Below are 22,197 nucleotides of genomic sequence, written 5' to 3'. Positions count from 1 at the left end.
CGGTCCTTCCGGTGAGCGGTTGTCCTCCGCCCCTTCTTACCCCGTCGACGCCCGCGATCGAACCGGAAGCGCCGGCTGTCCCGTTCCGGCCGGGGCCTTCGACGACCCGGTCGGCGGCCACCTGAGCGGCTGCCACGAGGCGTCGTTCAGCGCAGTTCAGGATCGGGAGGGTGCCTGTGGCAGGTGGCGGGCAAGTTCGGTACGCAGGACGCCAGTCGAGGGCCGGAGCAGGCCGACGCTGACGGTGTAGACGGGCTGACCGGCACGAAGCCGTGGACGAAGCGTCGTGGCGGACGGCACGACCGCTGCGGGGAGCAGGGTGACCTGGAGGACGGCGAACGGGCCAGGACGGCGGACCGTCGCCGACTGGACAGCCTCCCACGGGAGGACGGCCGTCCTTCCCCGCTCGACGAGCCTCAGCGCCGGACCGGTGACGTCGACCGATGACCAGTTCCTTCGGTGGAGAACGATCGAGAAAGCACTCAAGAGGACGGCGTAGAGGACGCCCGACGCGGCGAGGCTCGTCAGGTCGGCCGGCGCCCGCCCATTGGCGAGCGACAGCACGGCTTGCACGAGGGCCCAGGCCAGCAAGCCGATCAGCAGCATGAACACGAACATGAGGCGGGCGGACGTGCGGAACATCGTCCCGGTCTCGTCCATGAGAGTCCTCCCGTCGACAAGTGCAGTCGACTGTAGGGCATCAGATCACTTCGCCCGCAGCACCGATGTCGGATGAGGACGTGCCCAGAATCCACACCACATCTCGGCCCTTTGCCGGTCACCGCCGCCCGTGCTTCGACGGTTGCCGTTGGCTCCTAGCCTTCGGACCATGCCCGAGGATCCGCCCAATTCACGCCCACCACTCAGACGAGCGCCACGCATGTTGATCGCCGCGCTGCTGGTGGGTGGAGTGGTGGTGTCGTCCGTCAGCATCCGTGCACTGATCGAGGGGACGGTGGGAAGTGGCCCGCTCGCGGATTTCGGCCGGATCGCTGTACCGATGGCGGCCACGGCCTGGCTTGCACCGCACGGCTCCTACCGCCGTCGCGACGCGCTGTGGTGGTTTCTTCCCCCGGCGGGCCTCTACATCTTCGCGGTAGTGGCGTGGCGCGTGGCTTTCCTGCCCCATCGTGACTGGACGCCTCGACCGGATGAGGCAACTCGGGCTTAACGGCTGCGGGCCGGATTGTGGTACCTGCGCAGGGAAGCGCAGTAGGTGCTCCGGCCAAGTGGCCGGAAAACGGATCCATGGGAAGCGTTGGGCCTCGATGAGTCGAAAGAGCCGGGGACGCCGCCACGTAGACGAAAACCCGAGCGTGCCGGGCTCGTCACCCGCAGACACGCCCCCTGGCCGGCATTCGCGCTGGCCAGGGGACATATCTGCCACCTAGAGGGCTTCACCAGCCAGGAGGGCTCGCTCGATTGCCGCCCACGCCACTATCGGCAGGCGCGAATCGGCCTCGTCGCCCCTGACCGAGCCCACGCCGCCTGGTCAGAATCAGTAGCAGGGCGAGATGGAGTAGACCGGATCCCAGTCGGCGGAACCCGAGGACGGGCTCGTCGCGAGGACCCGGACCGGAATGCCTGAGGAGCCGAGGAGGTACGGGTTAGGAGCGCTGCTGGTCTGGTTGTTCCGCCAGTAGCCCGTACCCGTCCAGTTGTACAGATCGTAGATCTGGCAGTCGTAGAGGAAGAAGACCTTCCAGACGAAGCCGGCCCAGACCTGCGCACAGAAATAGCCATAGGGACAGGTGTAGGTGTCCCCCGGCGCCACACCCAGAGTGCTGACGGATGGCGAGATCGTGGGAGTCGCGGCGACGCCCATGTCGCTGGGCGCCGGAGGCGCGGTGACGAGAATGCCGCCCGCGTCGCGGCTTGGAGGAGCGGCCGTCCCGACCGATTCGGCGATGACGGATGCGGGTCTGCTGGCTGCGGATGCTGTGGCGGGGACGCCGGTGGCCGCGACCACGAGTGCCGCGGCGACGATCAGCGCTGACGCAAATCGCTTCATGAGTAGTCCTCCCGTGATGGCATGAGCTGCCCCTACTACCCGAGCAGTATTCAGCATCCGGACGATCATGTCGAGCACCGTCAATGCGTGTCATTGCAACGGGACCTGGGGAGTCGCCGTGCGACACGTTCCCTGGCACAGGCCGCGAATGAAGACGTGACCTACTCTCCAGGGCAGCGACGCCAGGCCCCGTGCGCGGGCGTGGGGCTGGTGACAGCCAGGGAGGCGGCGACATGTCCGGTACGCAGTTGTACGACACCATCGGAGCCACTTACACCGTGACGCGGCGCACCGAACCGCGGATCGCCGCAAGGGTCTGGGCTGCGCTCGGCGACGCGCGGACGGTGTTGAATGTCGGGGCTGGCACCGGCTCCTACGAGCCCGCCGACCGTGAGGTCACCGCGGTGGAACCGTCGGCGCTCATGCGTGCGCAGCGCCCCGCGGGCGCGGCGCGCTGCGTGGCCGCCACCGCGGAGAGCCTTCCGTTCGCGGACCGGTCCTTCGACGCGGCGATGGCCTTTGCCAGCATCCATCACTGGCCGGACCCGATCGCGGGCCTGCGCGAGATGCGACGCGTCGCTCGCCGGGTGGTGGTGTTCACGCACGACACCAGCGACGCCGGATGGCTTCGACGCTTCTGGCTCACCCGCGACTACCTTCCCGAGGCCGCGGACCTCGTTGTCGGCCGGCCTTCGCTGAGCGAGCTGGCCGGCGCGATCGGAGCCCGCGTGGAGCCGGTGCCCATCCCGTGGGACTGCGTCGACGGCTTCTTCGAGGCCCACTGGCGCCGGCCGGAGGCGTACCTGGACGAGGACGTCCGTCGCGGGGTGTCGGTCTGGGCCAGAGTCGGGCCGGACGCCGAGCAGCGGGCGGTGCACAGCCTCCGCGACGACCTCGCCTCAGGTAGGTGGGCGGAGCGCAACCGGGACCTCGTCGGCCTGGAGGCGGCGGAGCTCGGCCTTCGCCTGCTCATCGCCTGACCCGCCACACCGACCCGCCCTCCGTCCGGCGTTCGCGCTGGTCGGAGGGCGGTTTGCTGTTCGTCGGCGGAGGGTGTGGGATTCGAACCCACGAAGGACATCGCTGCCCTTACCGGTTTTCAAGACCAGCGCCATCGGCCACTAGGCGAACCCTCCCGGGCCACGCCCCCGTGAGGTGCGCGACCGTGCCTAGTCTGCCACGGACCCGCGCCGGGCGAGCGGGCACCGCACCCGCGCTGGCATGATCGGCGGCGTGTGGGAACTCTCGTCGGTGGTGCTGATCAGCGGAATCATGGCCGCCGGAAAGTCCACTGTGGCCGAAGCGCTGGCCCGTCGGCTGCCCCGCGCGGTGCACCTGCGCGGCGACGTGTTCCGGCGGATGGTGGTCAGCGGCCGGGAGGAGATGACCGCCGAGCCGTCGGCGGAGGCGTGGCGGCAGCTGCGGCTGCGCTACGACCTCGCCGCGTCGGCGGCGGACCGGTACGCCGCCGCCGGCTTCACCGTGGTGGTGCAGGACGTGATCCTCGGCGCGGACCTGCCGGCGATGGTCGACCGGATCCGGCACCGGCCGCTGGCGGTCGTGGTGCTCGCGCCGAGCCCCGAGGTCGTCGCCGCCCGCGAGGACGCGCGGGAGAAGAAGGGGTACGGGGACTGGCCGGTCGCCGCGCTGGACGCGGACTTCCGGGCGGAGACGCCCCGGATCGGGCTCTGGCTGGACACCTCCGCGCTGACCCCGGCACAGACGGTGGACGAGATCCTGGCCCGGGCGTGGACCGACGGACGGGTGGGGTAGACACGGAACATGCGCGCGATGACGATCCCGGAGCCCGGCGGACCCGACGCACTGGTCTGGAGCGAGGTGCCCGATCCCGAGCCCGGGCCGGGCGAGGTGGTCGTCGACGTGCGGGCCAGCGCGGTCAACCGGGCCGACCTGCTGCAACGGCAGGGGCACTATCCGCCGCCGCCGGGCGCGCCCGCGTACCCCGGGCTGGAGTGCTCCGGGGTGATCAGCGCGATCGGCCCCGACGTGGCCGGCTGGGAGGTGGGCCGGGAGGTCTGCGCGCTGCTGGCCGGCGGCGGTTACGCGGAGCGGGTGGCGGTGCCGGCCGGGCAGCTGCTGCCGGTGCCGGCCGGCGTCGACCTGGTCGACGCGGCGGCGCTGCCCGAGGTCGCCTGCACGGTCTGGTCCAACGTCGTGCAGGTGGGCCGGCTCGGCAGGGGCGGCACCCTGTTGCTGCACGGCGGCGGCAGCGGGATCGGCACCTTCGCGGTCCAGCTCGCGGTCGCGCTCGGCGCCACCGTGGTGGTCACCGCCCGGTCCGGCAAGCACGAGCGGCTGCGTGAGCTGGGCGCGACGCACACCATCGACTACCGGGAGCAGGACTTCGTCGAGGAGGTCCGGCGGGTCACCGGCGGTCGGGGCGCCGACGTCATCCTCGACATCATGGGCGCCGCCTACCTGCCCCGGAACGTGGCGGCGCTGGCCACGGGCGGCCGGCTGGTGGTGATCGGCATGCAGGGCGGCCGCAAGGGCGAGCTGGATCTCGGGGCGCTGCTGGCCAAGCGGGGCACGATCGCGGCCACCGCGCTGCGGTCCCGGCCGCTGGACGAGAAGGCGGAGATCGTCCGCGGCGTCCGCGAACAGGTGTGGCCGCTGGTCGAGTCGGGGGCGGTCCGGCCGGTCGTGGACCGGCGGGTGCCGATGACCGAGGCGGCGCGGGCGCACCGCCTGGTCGAGTCGAGCGACCACGTCGGCAAGGTGCTGCTCACCACCGGCTGAGGCGGGTCCGCCCGTGGGCGGGCGCTCTCCCCCGACGGGAGCGCCCTGGTCAGGGTGCCGGCGTCGCCTCCTCCGCCGCGCGGGGGAGCACGAGGCGGGCGCCCGGGCCCTCGCCGGCGAGCGAGTCGCCGGGATTGTTCAGCGTGCAGCGTTGCAGGGACAGGCAGCCGCAGCCGATGCAGCCGTCGAGGTCGTCGCGGAGCTTGGTCATCAGCCGGATCTTCTCGTTCAGCCGCTCCCGCCAGGTGGCCGAGAGCCGCGCCCAGTCCTCCGCGGTGGGCGTGCGGGACGCAGGCAGGGAGTCCAGCGCCTCCCGGATCTCCTCCAGCGAGATGCCGACCTGCTGGGAGATCCGGACGAACGCCACCCGGCGCAGCTCCGTGCGGGCGTAGCGGCGCTGGTTGCCGCCCGTCCGCTCTGCCCGGATCAGCCCGAGCCGCTCGTAGTAGCGCAACGCCGAGGGCGCCACGCCGCTGCGGCTGGAGAGCTGGCCGATGGTCAGAGACTCGTGCATCACGTCGCCTTGAGTTGAAGGGGACTTTAACTTGCAGGCTAGCGGCATGACCACGACCACCGCCAGCGCGGCCCCGGTCGCCGCGCCACCCCGCGACCCGAGCGCCCCGCCGCTGCCAGGACCCGTCGCGCCGCTGTACGAGCGGATCCGCGCGGGCCGGGAGTTCGGCCCGAACGTCCGCTCCACCGTCGACGTGCTCTGGGTGCTCTACGACCGGGTCCTCCGGATCACCCCGGAGACCGTCGACGACCCCGGGCGGGACCGGTTCCTGCTCTCCAAGGGGCACGCCGTCGCCGGCTACTACGCCGTGCTCGCCGCGAAGGGGTTCGTCCCCGCCGACTGGCTGGACGACCAGGGCGGGCCCGACAGCCGGCTCGGCGACCACCCCGACCGGATGCTGGTGCCCGGCGTGGAGATCGGCTCCGGCTCGCTGGGCCACGGGCTCGGGCTCGGCGTGGGCACCGCGCTCGGGCTGCGCGCCCAGGGCCTGCTGACGCCCCGGGTCCATGTGCTGCTCGGCGACGCCGAGCTGGACGAGGGCTCCAACCACGAGGCGATCGCGTACGCGGGGGCGACCGGACTGGCCAGCCTGACCGCGATCGTGATCGACAACGGCTCCGCCACGCACGGCTGGCCGGGGGGCGCCGCGGCGCGGTTCACCGTCAACGGCTGGACCGCCACCACCGTCGACGGGCACGACCACGAGGCCCTGCACACCGCCCTGACCGGGCACGACAACCACCGGCCGCACGTCGTCGTCGCGGTCGTCGACCAGGGGGAGTGACCGTGCGGAACCGTTTCGTCGACACCACCACCGCGCTGCTGGCGGAGGATCCGCGTACGGCCCTGGTGCTGGCCGACATCTCCGCCGACGCGTTCGCCCCGGCCGCGTACCGGCACCCGGACCGGGTGCTCAACGTCGGGATCCGGGAGCAGCTGATGGTGGGCGTGGCCGGTGGGCTCGCCCTGACCGGGCTCAGGCCGATCGTGCACAGCTACGCCCCGTTCCTCGTCGAGCGGGCGTACGAGCAGCTCAAGCTCGACCTGGACCACCAGGGCGCGAGCGCGGTGCTGGTCAGCATCGGCGCGTCGTACGACCGGGCGGCCGCCGGCCGGACCCACCTGTCCCCGGCCGACGTCTCCCTGATCGACTCCCTGCACGGCTGGACCGTGCACGTTCCCGGCCACCCCGACGAGGTACCGGCGCTGCTGCGGGACGCGGTGGCCGCCGACGGCTCGGCGTACCTGCGGCTGTCAACCCTGCACAATGCCCGGCCGTACGGCGGCGACGGGGCGCTGCGGGTGGTCCGGGACGCGGGGCCGGGCGCGCCGCTGCTGGTCGCGGTCGGGCCGGTGCTCGACGCGGCGCTGGCGGCCGTCGCCGGCCTGGGGGTCACGGTGGCCTACACCCACCGGCCGCGGCCGTTCGACGCGGCGGGCCTAGGGGCGCTGGCCGGCGACGCGGTGATCCTGGTGGAGCCCTACCTGGCCGGCACGTCGGCCCGGGTGGTGTCGGCGGCCCTGGCCGACCGGCCGCACCGGCTGCTGGCCCTCGGTGTGGGACGCGAGGAGCTGCGCCGCTACGGCTCGGCCGAGGACCACACCCGCTGGCACGGGCTGGACGCCGCCGGGCTGCGCCGCTCGGTCGCCGGGTTCCTGGACCCGGCGCTGGTGCCGGCCGGCCGCTGAGTCAGGCCGGACGTCGACGCCCGCCGGCGGCGAGGGGCCGCGCCGGCGGGCGACGCGGGAGGGGGTCAGCGGGTCGGGGCGCTGGTCCGGCGGCGGGTGCGCTCGCGGCCGAGGATCCAGATCGCCTCGACGCCGTCCTTCCAGGTGATCTTCTTGCCCTCTTCGCGACCCCGCGCGCGGTAGCTGATCGGCACCTCGTAGGGACGGATGCGCCGGCGCAGCAGCTTGCCGGTCACCTCGGCCTCCATGCCGAAGCCGCGCGAGCGGATCTCGAGCGAGCGGTAGAGCGCGACCGGCATCAGCTTGAAGCAGGTCTCCAGGTCACCGATGTAGGAGTTGAACAGGACGTTCGCGGCCATCGTGACGCCCTTGTTGCCCATCACGTACCAGAAGCTGTAGGCGCTGTGGCTACCGAAGGTGCGGTTGCCGTAGACCACCGTGGCCCGCCCGTCGAGCACCGGGTCGAGCAGCTTGGGGATGTCCTGCGGGTCGTACTCCAGGTCGGCGTCGAGAATGACCATGTAGTCACCCTCGGCGTTGTCGACCGCCGTCTTGATGGCGGCACCCTTGCCGGCGTTGCGCTGGTGGGTGATGACCCGCAGGCGCGCGTCGTCGGCCCGGCCGAGGATCTCGCCGGTGCCGTCCCGGCTGCCGTCGTCGACCACGACCAGCTCGATCTCGCACGGATAGTCGACTGCCAATGCCTGCTTGAGGGCATCCGCGATGCGTTCTTCCTCGTTGTAGACCGGCATGAGGATCGAGAGCTTCACGGGAATCTCCACGGTGGCGACGGCATGTCGGCCCTAGCCTAACCTGGCTGCCAGCGACGCGTCGCTCAGCACTGCGGGCATTGGGCGCGGCGGCCTCAGGTTCATGGTGTTTACTGCCGCCATGTCGGCAGTCGGCTACCCGTTCGCCCTGGCGCCGGTCGCCGCGATCGGACTGCTCGCGGTCGCGTTCCGCCCGGTCGCGGCCGGGACGACGGCGGGGCTCCGCCTCGCGCTGGTCCGGGCGGCTCTGGCCACCGGCGCGTACGCGGTACTCACGGTGGAACTGCTGGGCACGCTGCGGCTGCTCACCCCGCCGGCGTTCGCCGTGGCCTGGCTGCTGTTCCTCGCCGGCGCGGTCGCCGGCTTCGGCTGGCGACGCCGCCGGGACGCCGAGCGCCGCGCGGCCGGGATCGTCGCCGCGCGCCGCGCGGTCGAGGTCGCCGCCGCGCCGGAGCCGGCGCTGGTCGGCGCGAAGGCCGGCCCGGCCGCCGGTCCCCCGGCTCCGCCGCCGGCGCCGGTGGCCGCCGCGCGGCGCGGCGCGTCCCCCCACGCCGCCGGCTGGCCGACCCGGCTGGCCGACGCCTGGCGTACGGCGGGCCGGGGCGAGCGGCTGCTCGCCGGCACGGTCGGCGGACTGCTGCTGGTCGAGCTGCTCATCGCCCTGCTGGCCGAGCCGAACAACTTCGACTCGCAGACCTACCACCTGCCCAAGGTGGAGCACTGGGTCGCCCAGGGCGGCCTGGACTTCTGGCCCACCGCCATCCACCGGCAGGTGACCATCCCGCCCGGCGCCGAGTACCTGCTGCTGCACCTGCGCCTCTTCACCGGCGGGGACGCGCTGCACAACCTGGTGCAGTGGGCGGCCGGCCTCGGCGTGCTGCTGGCGGCCACCCGGATCACGGCGCAGCTCGGCGGGGGACGGCGGGCCCAGTTGCTGACCGCGTTCGTGCTCGCCACCACCCCCATGGTGGCGCTCCAGGCGACCAGCACCCAGACGGACCTGGTCTGCGCCGCCTGGGTGGCCTGCGCGGGCACGCTGGCGCTGGACGGGCTGCGCCGGCGCGCCGGGCTCGGGGCGGCGCTGGCGCTGGGGGCGGCCACCGGGCTGACCGCCCTGACCAAGACCAGCGGCCTGGCCGCGGTCGGGCCGCTGCTGCTGCTCTGGGGGCTGGCCCAGCTCCGGCTGGCCCGGACCGGCTCCGCGCCGGACCGCGCCGGCCCGGACCCCGACACCCCCGGCCCGCCCCGGACCGGTGACTCCCGGCCGCGGCGGCAGGTGCGCCGGACGGTCGCCGGGTCGGCGCTGATCCTGCTGGTCGCGGTGGTGGTGGTCGGGCCGTTCCTGGCCCGGGTGACCGCCGAGTTCGGGCATCCGCTCGGGCCGCCCCGGCTGCGCGAGTCCATTCCGATGGAACGGCACGACCCGCCGTCGCTGCTGGTCAACGCGCTGCGGATCGCGCACACCGCGTTCGACACGCCGCTCGCGCCGCTGCGCCGGGCCGGTGCCGGGGCGATCATCGGCGGTGCCGGGCTGATCGGGGTGGACCCGCAGGACCGGGCCACCACCTTCGGCCGGGAGCGGTTCCCGGTGCCGTCCTGGTATCCGGACGAGGACCGGGTGGCCTTTCCGCTGGCCGGGGCGCTGGCGGTGATCGGGGCGGCGGCCGCGCTGGCCCGACCCGGCCGGGTCAGCCCGACGCGGGCGGGGCCGCTGCGCGCGTACGCGGTGGTCGTGGTGGCGGCCGTGCTGCTGCACACCGCCATGATCAAGTGGCAGCCGTGGGGCAACCGCCTGCTGCTCTACGCGCTGGCGCTGGCCGTACCGCTGGCGGGGCTCTGGCTGGACGCGCTGTTCCGGCGCCGGGCCGGCGGGGCGGGCGGACGGCGGCCGGTGGCGGCCGGGCTCGCGGTGAGCGTGCTGGCCACCTGCGCGCTGGCCGGGGTGCTGGCGGTGTCGTACGGCTTCCCGCGCCGGCTGGTCGGGGCGGGCTCGGTCTTCACCACCGCCGAGTGGGAGACCCGGTTCCTGCGGCGTCCCCAGTGGGCGGAGGAGTTCCGCTGGGCGGCCGACGCGGTACGCGCGACGGGCGCCCGTCGGATCGGCCTGGTGCAGCAGAACGACAACTGGGAGTACCCCTGGTGGCTGCTGCTGCGGGACGCGGACGGGCGCCCGCCGGAGCTGGTGGCGCTCCAGTCGGTGCTGCCCGAGCGCCCGCCTGCCGATCCGGCCTCGGTGGACGCCGTCGTCTGCACGGGCAGCCGGCCGGCGTGCGCGGCGCTGGCACCGGCGGGCTGGCTCGTGCAGTTCCGGGGCTACGTGGGCTACGCCCTCCCGCCGGGCAGCTGACCCGCCGGGAAGCCGCCGCGCGGTCCCTGCGGTGCCGCCGATCCGCCCGGAGCCCGGCCGATCGCTCCGGTGAGGCCGCGTGATTCACCCGGATCGCCCGGTTCTGCACTCTGCGCGCAACGATTCCGAGACGCATTCACATACCTCGGGGCCGACGCTACCTTCTGGTAACTCGATCGACGTCCCGCGATCGAGCCGAAAGGAGTGCGTCGATGCTTGGTTCCCCTGCCAGGCGCGAACGCGCGACCCGACGACGGGCGCTCACCGTCGTCGCCGCCGCCGCTCTCGTCCTGCCGATGCTCGCCGGAACGGCCTCCCCCGCCACCGCGGCCGACCGTCCGGCCATCCAGCCGCTCCCCGCCAACCTGGAGACGATCCGCGCCGCCGAGGCCACCGCCCTCTACGGCGCGCCCGCCGTCCGCCCCATCGAGCAGCGCCGCACCGCGCTGATCACCATGGGCGACAGCGAGATCTCGGGCGAGGGGGTCGGCAACTACGTCCCCGGCACCCACCAGCCCGGCAACTGGTGCGACCGCTCGTACGACCAGGCGGTGTTCCGCACCGGCATCGCCGCCGACGAGAAGTACAACATCGCCTGCTCCGGGGCGACCCCGTGGAACCTGATCCGGGGCGGGCCGACCCAGCACAACGAGCTGAACCAGGGCGACCACCTCGCCATCAAGGCGCGCAACACGCACATCAAGCTGATCTGGGTGGTGGTCGGCGCCAACGGCGACGGCACGATCCAGTTCGGCCCGGTCGCCACCGACTGCACCGTCCGCCGGGTCCTCCTCCAGGGCCCCTGCTACCCCACCTACACCGACCAGTGGACCGTCCGCACCGACGGCAGCCGGCAGGCGGTCGAGGACGCCCTCGAAGACATCCGGCAGACCATGACCGGCGCCGGCTACCTGCGCTCGGACTACGAGCTGGTGCTCATGTCGTACCCGAGCCCGGGCAGCCCGGACGTGGAGGACAACCCGGACTTCCCCGGCTGGTACGCCGGCGGCTGCCTGCTCTACCTGGCCGACGCCGCGTTCGCCCGGAACAAGGCGGTGCCGATGTTCGAGTCGGCGCTGCGGGCGGCGGCGACCAACACGGGCACCCGCTACCTGGACGCCAGCCGGCTCTTCCACGGCCACGAGGTGTGCACGGACAACACGTCGGTGCGCGGGCTGCACATCGAGCTCGGCATCTGGGACGAGAACGCGGCGCGGCAGTCGTTCCACCCGAACAACCGGGGGCACGGCATGTTCGCCCAGTGCGTCACCCAGTTCTTCAACTCCGGGCGGGAGCGGGCGACCTGTGTGGACCCGGCCAGCACCGGCAACGGCGTGCTCTACGACGGGCTCTTCGAGTTCCGGCAGCTGCGCAACGCCGCCACCGGCACCTGCGTCGACGGCAAGGGCTACGACTCGCGCAACGGCACACCCCAGCAGTCGTACGGCTGTCACGGCGGGCGCAACCAGGGCTTCTGGTACGACCCGACCCGCCAGTCGCTGCACTCGGAGCTCTCCCACGACCGCTGCCTGGACGTCTCGGGCGGGTCGCTGAGCGCCGGCACGGCCGTGAACGTCCACGACTGCCACGGCGGCGCCAACCAGAAGTTCGTCCTCGCCGGCAACCAGCTCAGGACGGCCGGCAACGGCAACCTCTGCGTGGCGTTCGACAACCCGTTGCTGGGCACCCCCCGACTGCGGCTGGCCACCTGCTCCACCAGCACCCGCCAGCAGTGGTCCTTCGAGTCCCGCAACTTCGCCAACCCGGTGGGCTACGGGCACGACGACTTCATCGGCTCCCGCGTCTACTGAGACCGCCCGCGCCGGCCGGGAGTGTGGCCGCCGTCCGACGGGCCACACTCCCCTACCTCTGCCTGGCCGGCACGACGATCAGGCGGGCGACCCCGCCGTCGCCCTCCTTGGCGCCGGCCACGCCGACCGTCGTACCGACCGCGACGTCGGCGGGCCGGATCGTCGTGCGGCGCTCCACGACGCGCAGCTTGTCGCCGAAGGTCCAGGTCATGGTGAAGCCGTCGGCGGACTTCACGGTCATCGAGTCGCCGTCGACCGCGGTCACCTCGCCCCGCTGTACGGCGACGGTCCGCGTACCGCCGTCCTTCGTCCGCACCACGGCCTCCCCGTGCAGGGCGCCCCGGCGCAGCAGCACCCGGGCCTGCCGGCGCTCGCGCCGCTCCTCCGCGCGCTCCCGCCGCCGCTGCCCGGCCGCGCCCGGCGACGCCTCCGGCGAGGCGGGGGCGGCGAGGGCGTCGACGTCCAGGTCGCCGGCGTCGAGGCCCATCGCGGCCAGCGCCTGGCCCTCCGCGCCCAGCGCCGTGGCGACCTCGACGGCGGTCTCCCGGGCCGGCTGACCGGCCGGCGCGGCGGAGCCGCAGCCGCCGACGCCGAGCGCGACCGCCGCGAGCAGCGTGGTGGTGACGATTCCCCAACGTGCCATGAGTCTCCCTCTCGTCCGTGGAGCCCAAGCCTCCCGCCGCCGGGCGAGCGACAGGTCAGGCCGATGTTCGGGTCTGGTAAGGATCCGCCGGCAGCCGGACCGTGAACGCGGCCCCGCCCTCCGGGGCGTGCCCGGCCGCGATCTCCCCGCCGAGCCGGCGGACCAGGCCGGCGGCGAGCGCCAGCCCCAACCCGCTGCCGACCTTGCGCACCCCCCGGTAGCGCTGGTGCAGGGCGCCACGCTCGAAGGCCACCGCCAGGTCGTCGTCGGTGAAGCCCGGTCCGCCGTCGCGGACCTCGACGACGCCGCCCGCCACCGGGTCCGCGCCGGCCGCCCGGACCGCGAGCACGATCGGCGCCCCCGGCGGTACGACCCGCAGCGCGTTCTCCAGCAGCCCGTCCAGCACCTGCCGGATCCGCCCCGGATCGGTGTACGCCGGCACCGGCGCGTCCGGAACATCCGCGCGGAACGGCACCCCCACCGCCGCGCACCGGTCGGCCCAGGTCCGACCCGCGTCGGCGGCCAGCCGGGCGAGGTCCACCGGCACCGGTTCGAGCGGGAAGTCGACGGCCTCCAGCCGGGCCAACGCCAGCAGGTCGCTGACCAGCCGGTCCAGGTGCTGCGCCTCCGCGAGCACGGTACGCCCGGCGCCGGCCGCGTCCGCCGGCCCGATCACCCCGTCGGCCAGCGCCTCGGCGTAGCCCCGGATCGCCGTCAACGGGGTGCGCAGCTCGTGCGAGACGGAGAGCAGGAACTCCCGCTGCCGCCCCTCGCTCGTGGCCAGCGCGGCGGCCAGCCCGTTCAGCGCGTACGCCAGGTCGGCCACCTCGTCGGGTGGCTCCACCGGCACGCGTACCGCCCGGTCCCCGGCGCGCAGCCGGGCGGCGGCGTCGGCGGCGCGCCGGATCGGTCGGGCGAGCCTGCGGGCGAGCAGCAGCCCGGCGACCACCCCGGCGGCGAGTCCCGCCAGCAGCGGCAGCCAGAGGCTGGGCACGACCTGCCGCCACGGCGCCGTGGACCGGGTACGGGTCAGCACCACCCCGTTGCCGCCGGGCAGGGCGCGTCCCTCGATCAGCGTGCGCCGCCCGTCGAGCGGGCGGCGAGTCGACACGTCGCGCCCCTCGGCGACGCGCCGCACCACGCGCGGCGGCAGGCCGGGGCGCTCGGCGACCCCGCCCCGGACCAGGTACGCGTCGACGCCCTGGGCGTTCAACTGCCGGACGAGCCGCTCCTCGTCGGCGGTCCGGCCGGTCTCCAGCCGGGGACGCAGCACCTCGGCCGCGAGCCGGGCCTGGGCGGCCAGCGCCTCCTGGTCGCGCCGTTCCACGCCGCGTACCGCCAGGGGCACCGCGACGATCGCGGTGACCAGCACCGAGACCAGGGCCACCGCGCAGGTGACCAGCACCGCGCGGGAGGTCAGCGTCCGCCCGGGACGGTGTCGCGGCGTTGGCGGCGGCGCGCCGGTCGGCTCAGCCATCGGCGGCGTACCCGACGCCCCGGTGGGTGCGGATCACGCCGGCCGCGCCCAGCTTCGCCCGGACCTGCGCGACGTGCACGTCGACGGTGCGGGTGCCGGCGTGCGCCGCGTACCCCCAGACGCCGGCGAGCAGTTCCTCCCTGGTGAAGACCCGGCCCGGCCGGGCCATCAGGTACGCCAGCAGGTCGAACTCGGTGGAGGTGAGCTGGACCGGGGCGCCCGCGGCGGTCACCGTCCGGCGGGTCGGGTCGAGGGCCACCGAGCCGACGACCCGGGGCAGGCCCGTCGGCTCGGGCGTTCCGGCGCTGCGCCGCAGCACCGCCCGCACCCGGGCGACCAGCTCGCGGGGGCTGAACGGCTTGGTGACGTAGTCGTCCGCCCCCAGCTCCAGCCCGACGACGCGGTCCACCTCGTCGTCGCGGGCGGTGAGGAAGATGACCGGCGTCCAGTCGCCGGCCTCCCGCAGGCGCCGGCAGACCTCGGTGCCGGTCAGGCCGGGCAGCGCGATGTCGAGGACGCAGGCCACCGGGCGCAGCCGGCGGGCGGCGGCCAGCCCGGCCGACCCGTCCCGTTCCAGGTGGACGCCGAAGCCGTCCCGGGTCAGGTAGAGCCGGACCAGGTCGGCGATGGCCGGCTCGTCCTCCACCAGGAGGACGAGCCCGCGGGGCGGGGCGTCGACGGTCACCGGCCCATGATTGCCGACGCGGCGCCGCCGGAGGGGCGGCGGATGTTCGGGTTCGGTAAGAAGCCGGTCAGCGCACCACGGCGGGACGGAACGCGGCGGGCCGCGCGACCGGCGGCGCCTCGCCGATGGTGGCGACGAGCCGCTCCCGGGGGGTCCGCAGCCGGGTCCGGAAGGCGTGGTTGAGCAGCGCGTCGAGCTGCCACACCTGCTTCGGGTGGCGGGTCCGGATGAGGAACCGCTCGCGGATCCCGTCGATCGCGGTGGCGGCCAGCTCGACCGAGTGCAGGCGCGGGTCGGGGCTCCAGGTGACGTTGCTGAGCTCCCGCAGCTCCGTGTTGAGGTGCAGGCGCAGCCGGTGCAGCACGCGGGTCTGCTGGGTGACGACCAGCCGCCGGTGGGTCAGCAGGAGGAGGTACTCGCCGGCCATCGGGCGGTCCGGCCGGGCGCACCGGGTGACGAGGATGGTGGCGTCGCCGGAGCCGACGCAGCGTCGGAAGACCGGCATGTGCCGGGTGACGGTCTGCACCGCCAGCCCGGCCTCGGAGGCGGCCGGGAGGAACGTTCGGGAGAAGACGTCCATGCCCTGCCCAACGAGGCGCGACCTGGGGTGACGTGGGTCACGCGGGAATTTTGGAACTTCCACGCGCACGCGTCGCACCGCCTGTCCGGCTTCGTCGCCGACCGCCGAAGGGCCGCCGGACGGCGTCGCCGCGCCGACTCAGACCGGGTCCGGCGCGAACAGCTCCTGCAACCAGCCGGGCACGGCGGACGCGTACTCCGCCCGGGTCGGGTCGGGGCCGGAGAGGGCGCGGCGCCAGGAGAGCGCCCGGCTGACCCGGGTGACGCGGACGGCCAGGCGGGCCGCCTCGCGCAGCGTCGCCCGGTCGTGCCCGGCCGACCACGGCTCCAGGTAGGCGTCGCGCAGCCGCCCCAGGGCCGGGTCGCCCTCGGGCAGCCCGAACGCGTCTGCGACCGAGTTCAGCGTCACCAGCAGGGTGCCGAACGGGTGGGCCACCGAGGCGTCGCCCCAGTCGAAGAAGCGGTGCCCGTCGCCCGCGACGAAGACGTTGCCGTCGTGCAGGTCGTCGTGCTGGATCGTCGGCGCGACGCCCGACGCGGCCAGCCGCCGGCAGTCCTCGGCGAACGCGGAGCGGTGGGCGCGCAGCCGCTCGTACGCCTCGACGGTGAGCCCGTCCGCCGCCCCGAGCAGCAGCGCCTCCTCGTCGTCGAGCAGCGCCTCGAACAGCCCCGGCAGCGCCTCCGGCCGATGGTCGGGTACGCCGAGGGCGAGCAGCTCGCCGACCCCGGGCGCGACCGCGCGCTGGAGGTCGGCGTACTCCGGCAGGACCCGCTCCCAGCGGGGCAGCAGGCTCCGGTCGCCGCCCAGCGCGTCGCGCAGCGTCCGGCCGCCGTCGGGCAGCAGGGACCAGCCGCGGTCGGCGTCCACGGCGACGGGAGCGAGCACCCGGCCGGGCACGAGCCGGGCCAACGCGGCCAGCAGCGCGGCCTCGTGCCGGGTGCCGGGGTTGTTCGCCTTGAACCACACGTCCCCGGCGTCGGTGGGCACCCGCCAGACCAGCGACCAGGGCCGGACCCGGGGCTCGACCGGCCCGGTGATCCGGCGGCCGTGCCGACCGAGCCGGTCGCCGATCCAGTCGAGCGCGGTGTCCCGCCAGTGCGGGTCGGCCCAGTCGGCGCGGGGCGTGGCGGCGTCGGTCACGCCCGGCAACCTAACCGCCGCCCCGCCACCGGGCCAGGGGTTTTCCCGCCGCCTACAGCAGCTCGACGATGGTCGCGTTGGCCATGCCGCCGCCCTCGCACATCGTCTGGAGGCCGTAGCGGATGTCGTTGTCCCGCATGTGGGCGAGCATGGTGGTCATGATCCGGGCGCCGGAGCCGCCGAGCGGGTGGCCGAGGGCGATCGCGCCGCCGCGCGGGTTGAGCCGCTCCGGGTCCGCCTCGGTCTCCGCCAGCCAGGCCAGCGGCACCGGCGCGAACGCCTCGTTCACCTCGTACACCCCGATCTCCTCGATGCCCAGCCCCGCGCGGCGCAGCGCCTTCGCGGTGGCCGGGATGGGCGCGGTGAGCATGGTGACGGGGTCGTCGGCGGCGACGACGGCGGTGTGCACCCGGGCCAGCGGGCGCAGGCCGTGCCGGCTGGCCCACTCGCTGGTGGTGACGGCGAGCGCCGCCGCGCCGTCGGAGATCTGCGACGCGGAGCCGGCGGTGACGACGCCGTCGGGGCGGAACGGGGTGGCCAGCTCGCCGAGCTTCTCCAGCGAGGTGTCCCGCCGGATGCCCTCGTCGGCGGCGAACTTGCCGCCGTCGGCCAGGGCGACCGGGGCGATCTCGGCGTCGAAGGCGCCGGCGTCCTGCGCGGCGGCGGCCTTCTCGTGGCTGGCGAGGGCGAACTCGTCGAGCTGCGCGCGGGAGAGGCGCCAGCGCTCGGCGATCAGCTCCGCCCCGACGCCCTGGTTGAACGGCAGCGGCGCGTCGTCGGCGAAGCCCTCGACGCCGCGGTAGCGGTCGCGCAGCTGGTCGCTGAAGGGCGACCCGCCGGCCACGCTGGAGCCCATCGCGACCCGGGTCATCGACTCGACGCCGCCGGCGACGACCAGGTCGGCCTGGCCGGAGAGGACGGTGGCCGCGGCGAAGTGCAGGGCCTGCTGGCTGGAGCCGCACTGCCGGTCGAGGGTGGTGCCGGGCACCGACTCGGGCCAGCCGGCGGCGAGCACGCCGTTGCGGGCGACGTTCCACGACTGGTCGCCGACCTGGGAGACGCAACCCCAGACCACGTCGTCGACCAGTGCCGGATCGATGCCGGTGCGCTCGGCGAGGGCGCGCAGCACGTGCGCCGAGAGGTCGACCGGGTGCACGGCCGCCAGGCTGCCCTTGCGCCGCCCCACCGGGGTGCGTACCGCGCCGACGATGACTGCGTCACTCATGACTACTCCCCGGTAACTTGGGCCGGCCCCGATCCTACGTCGTCGGCGGGCCGGGCGTCCTCCCCCGGTGCCCTGGCATGCTGAACGGATGCATCCAGACCCGGCCCCGGCCCGGCAGTGGCGGGTGCCGCCCGCCCTGCCGGCGCTCAAGCTGACCGGCGCGGTCGCGCTGCTCGCGCTGGCCCTGCTCCTCGACGGGGGCGACCGGATCCGGTTGGCGCTGGCCGTGCTCACGGCCGCCGGGCTCGCCGGCTGGGCGGCGCGCGACCTGGTGGCGCCCGTCCGGCTCGCGGTCGACCCGGACGGGATCACGGTCGTCCAGGGCTTCGCGGGGCGCCGGCGGCTGCCCTGGTCGGCGGTCGAGAAGGTGACCGTGGACCGCCGCGCGCGGCGGGGCCTGACCAGCGAGCTGCTGGAGATCGACGCGGGGGAGTCGCTGCACCTCCTCGGCCGCCACGACCTCGGCGCGGATCCCGCCGAGGTCGCCGAGGCCCTGCACGAGGCCCGCCCGCGCTGACCGGCGCCGCGTACCGCGTCGCGGCGCGGCGCCGGAAGGCGGGGACCGGGCGGGAGGTCAGCCGCCGACGATGGCCGCGGTACGGACCAGGGCCAGACCGACCAGCGCCGCCACGATCACCGCCCCGCCCGCGAGCTGCACCAGCGTCCGCCGCGACCGCGGGGCGTACGCGAACACGAGCGCCAGCAGCCCGCCGACCACCAGGCCGCCCAGGTGCCCGGGGATCGAGATGCCCGGCACGGTGAACGTGAAGACCAGGTTGATCACCAGGACGGGGAGCACCTGGGAGATGTCCCGCCCCATCTTGCGTTCGATGACCACCAGCGCGGCGAACAGGCCGAAGATCGACGTGGAGGCGCCGGCGGTGAGCTGGTTCTGCTCGCTGAACAGGTAGGCGGCGACGTTCCCGCCCAGCCCGGCGACCAGGTAGAGCGCCAGGAAACGCAGCGGCCCGAGGCTGGCCTCCAGCGACCGGCCGAGCACCCACAGCGCCCACATGTTCAGCAGCAGGTGGACCACGCCGTAGTGCAGGAACATCGCGGTGACCAGGCGGTACCACTCGCCCTCGGCGATGCCGCCGACCGTGCCGTCCGGGAAGAGCGCGCCGCCGAGCACGGAGCCCCAATCGGTCAGCGGGGTGCTGCCGCCCATCAGGCCACCGAAGCCGGAGCCGCCGACCGCCGCGTCCCCGCCCCGGTCGGAGGCGATGGAGAGCAGCATCATCAGCACGTTGAGCGCGATCAGCGCCTTGGTGACGTAGCCGTGCCGGCCGGCGGCACCGCCACCGAAGGCGGTACGCGCCGGCCGCACGCTACGACGTCCCTCCGCCACGCACTCCGGGCACTGGAACCCGACCGACGCCTCCCGCATGCAGTCCGGGCAGATCGGCCGGTCGCAGCGGGTGCACCGCACGTACGTCTCCCGGCCGGGGTGCCGGTAGCAGACCGGGGTGGTGGGTGGCGGCTCGCTCACCGCGCCCGCCCGCCGTCGCGGATCGCGCGGCCCACCAACCGGTCCCGGCCCTCGGAGCGCTCAGTCATGCCGGCAAAGGTACCTCGCGGACCGTTCAGGCAGCGGTGCGCTCGATCTCGACCCGCTCGATGACGACGTCCTGCAGCGGCCGGTCGTTCGGACCGGTCGGGGTGTTGGCGATCGTGTCGACGACCTTCGCGGACTGCTCGTCGGCCACCTTCCCGAAGATGGTGTGCCGGTTGTTCAGGTGCGGCGTCGGCGAGACGGTGATGAAGAACTGCGAGCCGTTGGTGCCCGGCCCGGCGTTCGCCATCGCCAGCAGGTACGGCTGGTCGAAGCGCAGCTCCGGGTGAAACTCGTCACCGAACTTGTAACCCGGGCCACCGCGGCCGGTGCCGGTCGGGTCGCCCATCTGGATCATGAAGCCACCGATCACCCGGTGCGAGATGGTGCCGTCGTAGTACGGCCCGCTGCCCGGCTGACCCGTACGCGGGTCGGTGTATTCGCGGTTGCCCTCCGCCAGGTCGACGAAGTTCTTGACGGTCTTCGGGGCGTGGTTCTGGAAGAGCTCCAGCCGGATCGGGCCAGCGTTGGTGTGCAAGGTGGCGTAGACAGCCTCGGCCACGGGTACTCCTCACTCGTTGGTCAGTTCCATGCGGATCCTCCCATGTGCCCGATCTGGCAGTGCGGAGGCATCCGAAGGTGGAGGATGACGAAGGAACAACTCCCAGGAGGTGGGACCGTGTTTGGAATCGGGCGGCGTAAGACCCAGGGGCAGCTGGCCAAGGTGGAGCTGAACCAGGGCCTCGGTCACCTGAGGCAGGCCGCGACGTACGCCGCGAAGGGCGCCGGCGCCACCGTCGCCCCGCGGGTCCAGGCGGCTCGGGGCGCCGTCGCGCCGACGGCCGTCATCGTGCGTGACCGCGCGTCCAGCGGCCTCGCGTCCACGGTCGCCGCGCTCGCGCCGCTGGCGCTGGCCGTGCGCAAGGCGCAGGCCGAGGCGGCGGGCAAGGCGGTCACCGGCCGGAAGGCCCTGGCAGCCAAGCAGACCGCGGCCGGCAGGAAGGCCAAGGCGAAGAACATGAAGGCGTCCCGGAAGAAGAGCTCCCGTCGGGGCGGGTCCATGATGACGGGCCTGCTCGCGGCCGGCGCGGTGGCCGGGGTCGCCGCGATGGCGGTGCGGCGGCGCCGGGAGCAGCAGGAATGGGCCGAGTACGACCCGACCCGCAAGCTGGAGCCGATGCGCGACGAGGTGGAGACCATGGAGATCCGTACCCCGGTGACCGACGCGTCGACGACGTCGAGCGGCTCGGGCGTGGCCGGCGGCCCGACCGGCGCCGGTAGCTCGGCGGTGGCCGGCGGCGACAGCGCCTCCACCACCACCCCCGGCAAGCAGCCGACGGTCCACGCGACGGACAAGGTCCCGTCGGTGGCCGAGGGCGCCAAGGACACCTCGGGGCGTCCGGCGGACGACCTGACCGAGGCGCTCGGCAAGGGCGGCGCCAGGACCAACGGCCGCCGCTGACAGCACTGTCGGTCCCGGAAAGCGCCGGCGATGCGGCTTCGGCCGTCCCGCCGGCGCTTCCGCGCCCGACGACTGGAGCTGCGGGGTCAGGCGGCGCCGGGTGCGGCGGGGACTGCGCGGCAGGCTCGGGCCGTCAGAGCCAGCCGTTGCGGCGGAACCAGCGGTAGAGGGCCAGCGAGATCCCGAGCATCAGGGCGAGGACGACGGGATAGCCGTACGTCATCTTCAGCTCCGGCATGACCTCGAAGTTCATCCCGTAGATGCCGGCGATGGCGGTCCAGACGGCGGCGATGGCGGCCCACGCCGCGATCTTGCGCATGTCGTTGTTCTGGTCGACCGTGACCTGGGCCAGCCGCGCCTGGAGGATGGAGTTGAGCAGGTCGTCGTAGGAGTTGACCTGCTCGACGGTGCGGCTCAGGTGGTCCTGCACGTCCCGGAAGTAGCGGCGGATCTCCTTCGGCACGTCGCGGTTCATCTGCGCGGTGAGGGTCAGCAGCGGGCGCTGCAACGGCATCACCGCCCGCTTGAACTCCACCAGCTCCCGCTTCATCTGGTAGATCCGCTGGATCCGGCCGGTGGACTGGCGGTCGAACACGTCGGCCTCCAGCGTGTCGAGGTCGTCCTCCAGCCGGTCGGCGACCTCCAGGTAGATGTCCACCACCCGGTCGGTGACCGCGTACGCCACCGCCCACGGGCCGTGCAGCAGCAGGTCGCGCTTCGTCTCCAGGTCGGCCCGGACGGGTGCGAGTCGGCAGGCGTCCCCGTGCCGGACGCTGATCAGGAAGTTCGGGCCGATGAAGAGCATCACCTGGCCGGTCTCGACGACCTCGGAGTGCTCGGTCAGCTCGGCGTGCTCGCAGTACCGGGCGGTGCGCAGCACCAGGAAGCTGACCTCGCCGAACTGCTCCAGCTTGGGGCGCTGCTGCGCCTTCACCGCGTCCTCGACGGCCAGCTCGTGCAGCCCGTACGTGGCGGCGATGGCGGTCATCTCGGCCAGCTCCGGCTCGTGCAGGCCGAGCCAGACGAAGCCGTGCTCCGCGCGGCGGGCGGCGGCGAGCGCCTCGGCGTACCGCCAGTCGCCGGGCTGCCGGCGGCCGTCGACGTAGAGGGCGCAGTCGACCACCGCGCTGCGCCGCGGGCCGGCCGGCGCGGGGACCTGCTGCGGGGTGTCGGAATTGAGCCGGCGGGTCATCGCCCGCACCGGCGCCACCCAGTCCCGGGGCCTGAGCACCCGTCCGCCGTTCGGCGGGGCCGTCCGCCCCTGCTGCTCCCGGTCCGTCATCCCGCCCCCTCCCACGCGCTGCCGCGGGTGAACAGTACGCCGCCGTCGATGATCACCGCCGGTGACGATCGCCGGGAGGGTGGCGCCGGGCGGGCCGGGTCGTTTCAGGGGGGTGAGGGGACGACCCGGCCCACCCGACGCCCTTGGGGGCGGGGGTTGTGCTGGTCGCGCCGCTCCACGTGCCGCCGGTCGGACCGAGCCGGTCCGGTCGCCGGGCGCGGCGGGGGCCGGCACCGGGCGGTGGGTTCC

The 22,197-nt window shown here is 74.2% G+C and carries 22 protein-coding genes, 1 tRNA gene and 1 pseudogene; 10 read left to right on the top strand and 14 right to left on the bottom strand.

Annotated features, from left to right (window positions below):
- Positions 1-156: 156 nt before the first annotated feature.
- A complete protein-coding gene (locus ACSNN9_RS07185) occupies positions 157-660 on the bottom strand; it encodes a hypothetical protein (protein ID WP_436671971.1) in 504 nt (167 codons plus the stop codon).
- Between the two features lie 220 nt (positions 661-880).
- On the opposite strand from ACSNN9_RS07185, the gene ACSNN9_RS07180 reads away from it, so the two are divergent.
- Positions 881-1,171: a hypothetical protein gene (locus ACSNN9_RS07180; protein ID WP_436671969.1), complete on the top strand. Its 291-nt coding sequence runs from the start codon at positions 881-883 to the stop codon at positions 1,169-1,171.
- Positions 1,172-1,498: 327 nt separating this feature from the next.
- On the opposite strand, the gene ACSNN9_RS07175 is transcribed toward ACSNN9_RS07180, so the two are convergent.
- Complete coding sequence (locus ACSNN9_RS07175) at positions 1,499-2,011, bottom strand: hypothetical protein (protein WP_436671967.1); 513 nt, start codon at positions 2,009-2,011, stop codon at positions 1,499-1,501.
- Positions 2,012-2,250: 239 nt separating this feature from the next.
- On the opposite strand from ACSNN9_RS07175, the pseudogene ACSNN9_RS07170 reads away from it, so the two are divergent.
- A pseudogene (locus tag ACSNN9_RS07170) lies at positions 2,251-2,991 on the top strand (class I SAM-dependent methyltransferase); the annotation flags it as partial.
- A gap of 67 nt (positions 2,992-3,058) precedes the next feature.
- Here the strand turns inward: ACSNN9_RS07170 and ACSNN9_RS07165 are convergent.
- Positions 3,059-3,147, bottom strand: a tRNA-Ser gene (locus ACSNN9_RS07165).
- Positions 3,148-3,244: 97 nt separating this feature from the next.
- Here ACSNN9_RS07165 and ACSNN9_RS07160 point away from each other — a divergent pair.
- Both ACSNN9_RS07160 and ACSNN9_RS07155 read left to right on the top strand, forming a co-directional pair.
- The gene (locus ACSNN9_RS07160) at positions 3,245-3,784 is read left to right on the top strand and encodes an AAA family ATPase (protein WP_436671965.1); all 540 of its coding nucleotides are present in this window, start codon (positions 3,245-3,247) and stop codon (positions 3,782-3,784) included.
- A gap of 9 nt (positions 3,785-3,793) precedes the next feature.
- Positions 3,794-4,771, top strand: coding sequence for an NAD(P)H-quinone oxidoreductase (locus tag ACSNN9_RS07155; RefSeq protein ID WP_436671964.1), 978 nt, complete (start codon positions 3,794-3,796; stop codon positions 4,769-4,771).
- A gap of 49 nt (positions 4,772-4,820) precedes the next feature.
- Here ACSNN9_RS07155 and soxR read toward each other — a convergent pair whose 3' ends face one another.
- Positions 4,821-5,285 carry a redox-sensitive transcriptional activator SoxR gene (gene soxR / locus ACSNN9_RS07150; protein ID WP_436671963.1) on the bottom strand — a complete coding sequence of 155 codons (465 nt, stop codon included), beginning with the start codon at positions 5,283-5,285 and terminating at the stop codon, positions 4,821-4,823.
- A gap of 46 nt (positions 5,286-5,331) precedes the next feature.
- Between soxR and ACSNN9_RS07145 the strand changes: the two genes are divergently transcribed.
- Positions 5,332-6,069 carry a transketolase gene (locus ACSNN9_RS07145; RefSeq protein WP_436671961.1) on the top strand — a complete coding sequence of 246 codons (738 nt, stop codon included), beginning with the start codon at positions 5,332-5,334 and terminating at the stop codon, positions 6,067-6,069.
- A 2-nt stretch (positions 6,070-6,071) separates the two neighbouring features.
- Positions 6,072-6,974, top strand: a complete 903-nt coding sequence (locus ACSNN9_RS07140) for a transketolase family protein (RefSeq protein WP_436671960.1) — start codon at positions 6,072-6,074, stop codon at positions 6,972-6,974.
- Between the two features lie 65 nt (positions 6,975-7,039).
- Here the strand turns inward: ACSNN9_RS07140 and ACSNN9_RS07135 are convergent, their stop codons facing one another.
- Positions 7,040-7,744: a glycosyltransferase family 2 protein gene (locus ACSNN9_RS07135; protein WP_436671979.1), complete on the bottom strand. Its 705-nt coding sequence runs from the start codon at positions 7,742-7,744 to the stop codon at positions 7,040-7,042.
- 121 nt (positions 7,745-7,865) lie between these two features.
- Here ACSNN9_RS07135 and ACSNN9_RS07130 point away from each other — a divergent pair, with 121 nt between their 5' ends.
- The gene (locus ACSNN9_RS07130) at positions 7,866-10,091 is read left to right on the top strand and encodes a hypothetical protein (protein WP_436671959.1); all 2,226 of its coding nucleotides are present in this window, start codon (positions 7,866-7,868) and stop codon (positions 10,089-10,091) included.
- Positions 10,092-10,303: 212 nt separating this feature from the next.
- Complete coding sequence (locus ACSNN9_RS07125) at positions 10,304-11,902, top strand: ricin-type beta-trefoil lectin domain protein (protein ID WP_436671958.1); 1,599 nt, start codon at positions 10,304-10,306, stop codon at positions 11,900-11,902.
- 52 nt (positions 11,903-11,954) lie between these two features.
- On the opposite strand, the gene ACSNN9_RS07120 is transcribed toward ACSNN9_RS07125, so the two are convergent.
- The 6 genes from ACSNN9_RS07120 to ACSNN9_RS07095 form a co-directional block, all read right to left on the bottom strand.
- Positions 11,955-12,545 carry a hypothetical protein gene (locus tag ACSNN9_RS07120; protein WP_436671956.1) on the bottom strand — a complete coding sequence of 197 codons (591 nt, stop codon included), beginning with the start codon at positions 12,543-12,545 and terminating at the stop codon, positions 11,955-11,957.
- A 55-nt stretch (positions 12,546-12,600) separates the two neighbouring features.
- The gene (locus tag ACSNN9_RS07115) at positions 12,601-14,022 is read right to left on the bottom strand and encodes a sensor histidine kinase (RefSeq protein WP_436671955.1); all 1,422 of its coding nucleotides are present in this window, start codon (positions 14,020-14,022) and stop codon (positions 12,601-12,603) included.
- Positions 14,015-14,707 carry a response regulator transcription factor gene (locus ACSNN9_RS07110; protein WP_436671954.1) on the bottom strand — a complete coding sequence of 231 codons (693 nt, stop codon included), beginning with the start codon at positions 14,705-14,707 and terminating at the stop codon, positions 14,015-14,017. The genes ACSNN9_RS07115 and ACSNN9_RS07110 overlap by 8 nt, the downstream gene beginning before the upstream one ends.
- A 67-nt stretch (positions 14,708-14,774) precedes the next feature.
- Complete coding sequence (locus ACSNN9_RS07105) at positions 14,775-15,287, bottom strand: hypothetical protein (RefSeq protein ID WP_358086599.1); 513 nt, start codon at positions 15,285-15,287, stop codon at positions 14,775-14,777.
- 138 nt (positions 15,288-15,425) lie between these two features.
- Positions 15,426-16,427: a phosphotransferase gene (locus tag ACSNN9_RS07100; protein ID WP_436671952.1), complete on the bottom strand. Its 1,002-nt coding sequence runs from the start codon at positions 16,425-16,427 to the stop codon at positions 15,426-15,428.
- A gap of 52 nt (positions 16,428-16,479) precedes the next feature.
- Positions 16,480-17,652, bottom strand: coding sequence for a thiolase family protein (locus ACSNN9_RS07095; protein WP_357875144.1), 1,173 nt, complete (start codon positions 17,650-17,652; stop codon positions 16,480-16,482).
- An 88-nt stretch (positions 17,653-17,740) separates the two neighbouring features.
- Between ACSNN9_RS07095 and ACSNN9_RS07090 the strand changes: the two genes are divergently transcribed.
- On the top strand, positions 17,741-18,169 hold the full coding sequence (locus ACSNN9_RS07090) for a PH domain-containing protein (protein ID WP_436671949.1): 429 nt from the start codon (positions 17,741-17,743) through the stop codon (positions 18,167-18,169).
- A gap of 57 nt (positions 18,170-18,226) precedes the next feature.
- Here ACSNN9_RS07090 and ACSNN9_RS07085 read toward each other — a convergent pair whose 3' ends face one another.
- Both ACSNN9_RS07085 and ACSNN9_RS07080 read right to left on the bottom strand, forming a co-directional pair.
- Positions 18,227-19,141 (bottom strand): rhomboid family intramembrane serine protease, encoded by a 915-nt coding sequence (locus ACSNN9_RS07085; RefSeq protein ID WP_436671947.1) that lies wholly within the window; start codon positions 19,139-19,141, stop codon positions 18,227-18,229.
- A gap of 94 nt (positions 19,142-19,235) precedes the next feature.
- Positions 19,236-19,766, bottom strand: coding sequence for a peptidylprolyl isomerase (locus ACSNN9_RS07080; protein ID WP_436671946.1), 531 nt, complete (start codon positions 19,764-19,766; stop codon positions 19,236-19,238).
- Between the two features lie 84 nt (positions 19,767-19,850).
- On the opposite strand from ACSNN9_RS07080, the gene ACSNN9_RS07075 reads away from it, so the two are divergent.
- The gene (locus ACSNN9_RS07075) at positions 19,851-20,666 is read left to right on the top strand and encodes a hypothetical protein (protein WP_436671945.1); all 816 of its coding nucleotides are present in this window, start codon (positions 19,851-19,853) and stop codon (positions 20,664-20,666) included.
- A 133-nt stretch (positions 20,667-20,799) separates the two neighbouring features.
- Here ACSNN9_RS07075 and corA read toward each other — a convergent pair whose 3' ends face one another.
- Positions 20,800-21,948: a magnesium/cobalt transporter CorA gene (corA, locus tag ACSNN9_RS07070; RefSeq protein ID WP_436671943.1), complete on the bottom strand. Its 1,149-nt coding sequence runs from the start codon at positions 21,946-21,948 to the stop codon at positions 20,800-20,802.
- Positions 21,949-22,197: the final 249 nt, after the last annotated feature.

The sequence above is a fragment of the Micromonospora sp. URMC 107 genome (assembly GCF_051386315.1).
Taxonomy (GTDB): Bacteria; Actinomycetota; Actinomycetes; order Mycobacteriales; family Micromonosporaceae; genus Micromonospora.
Note: the sequence above shows the minus strand (reverse complement) of the source record. Positions and strands in the feature narration are given on the sequence as shown.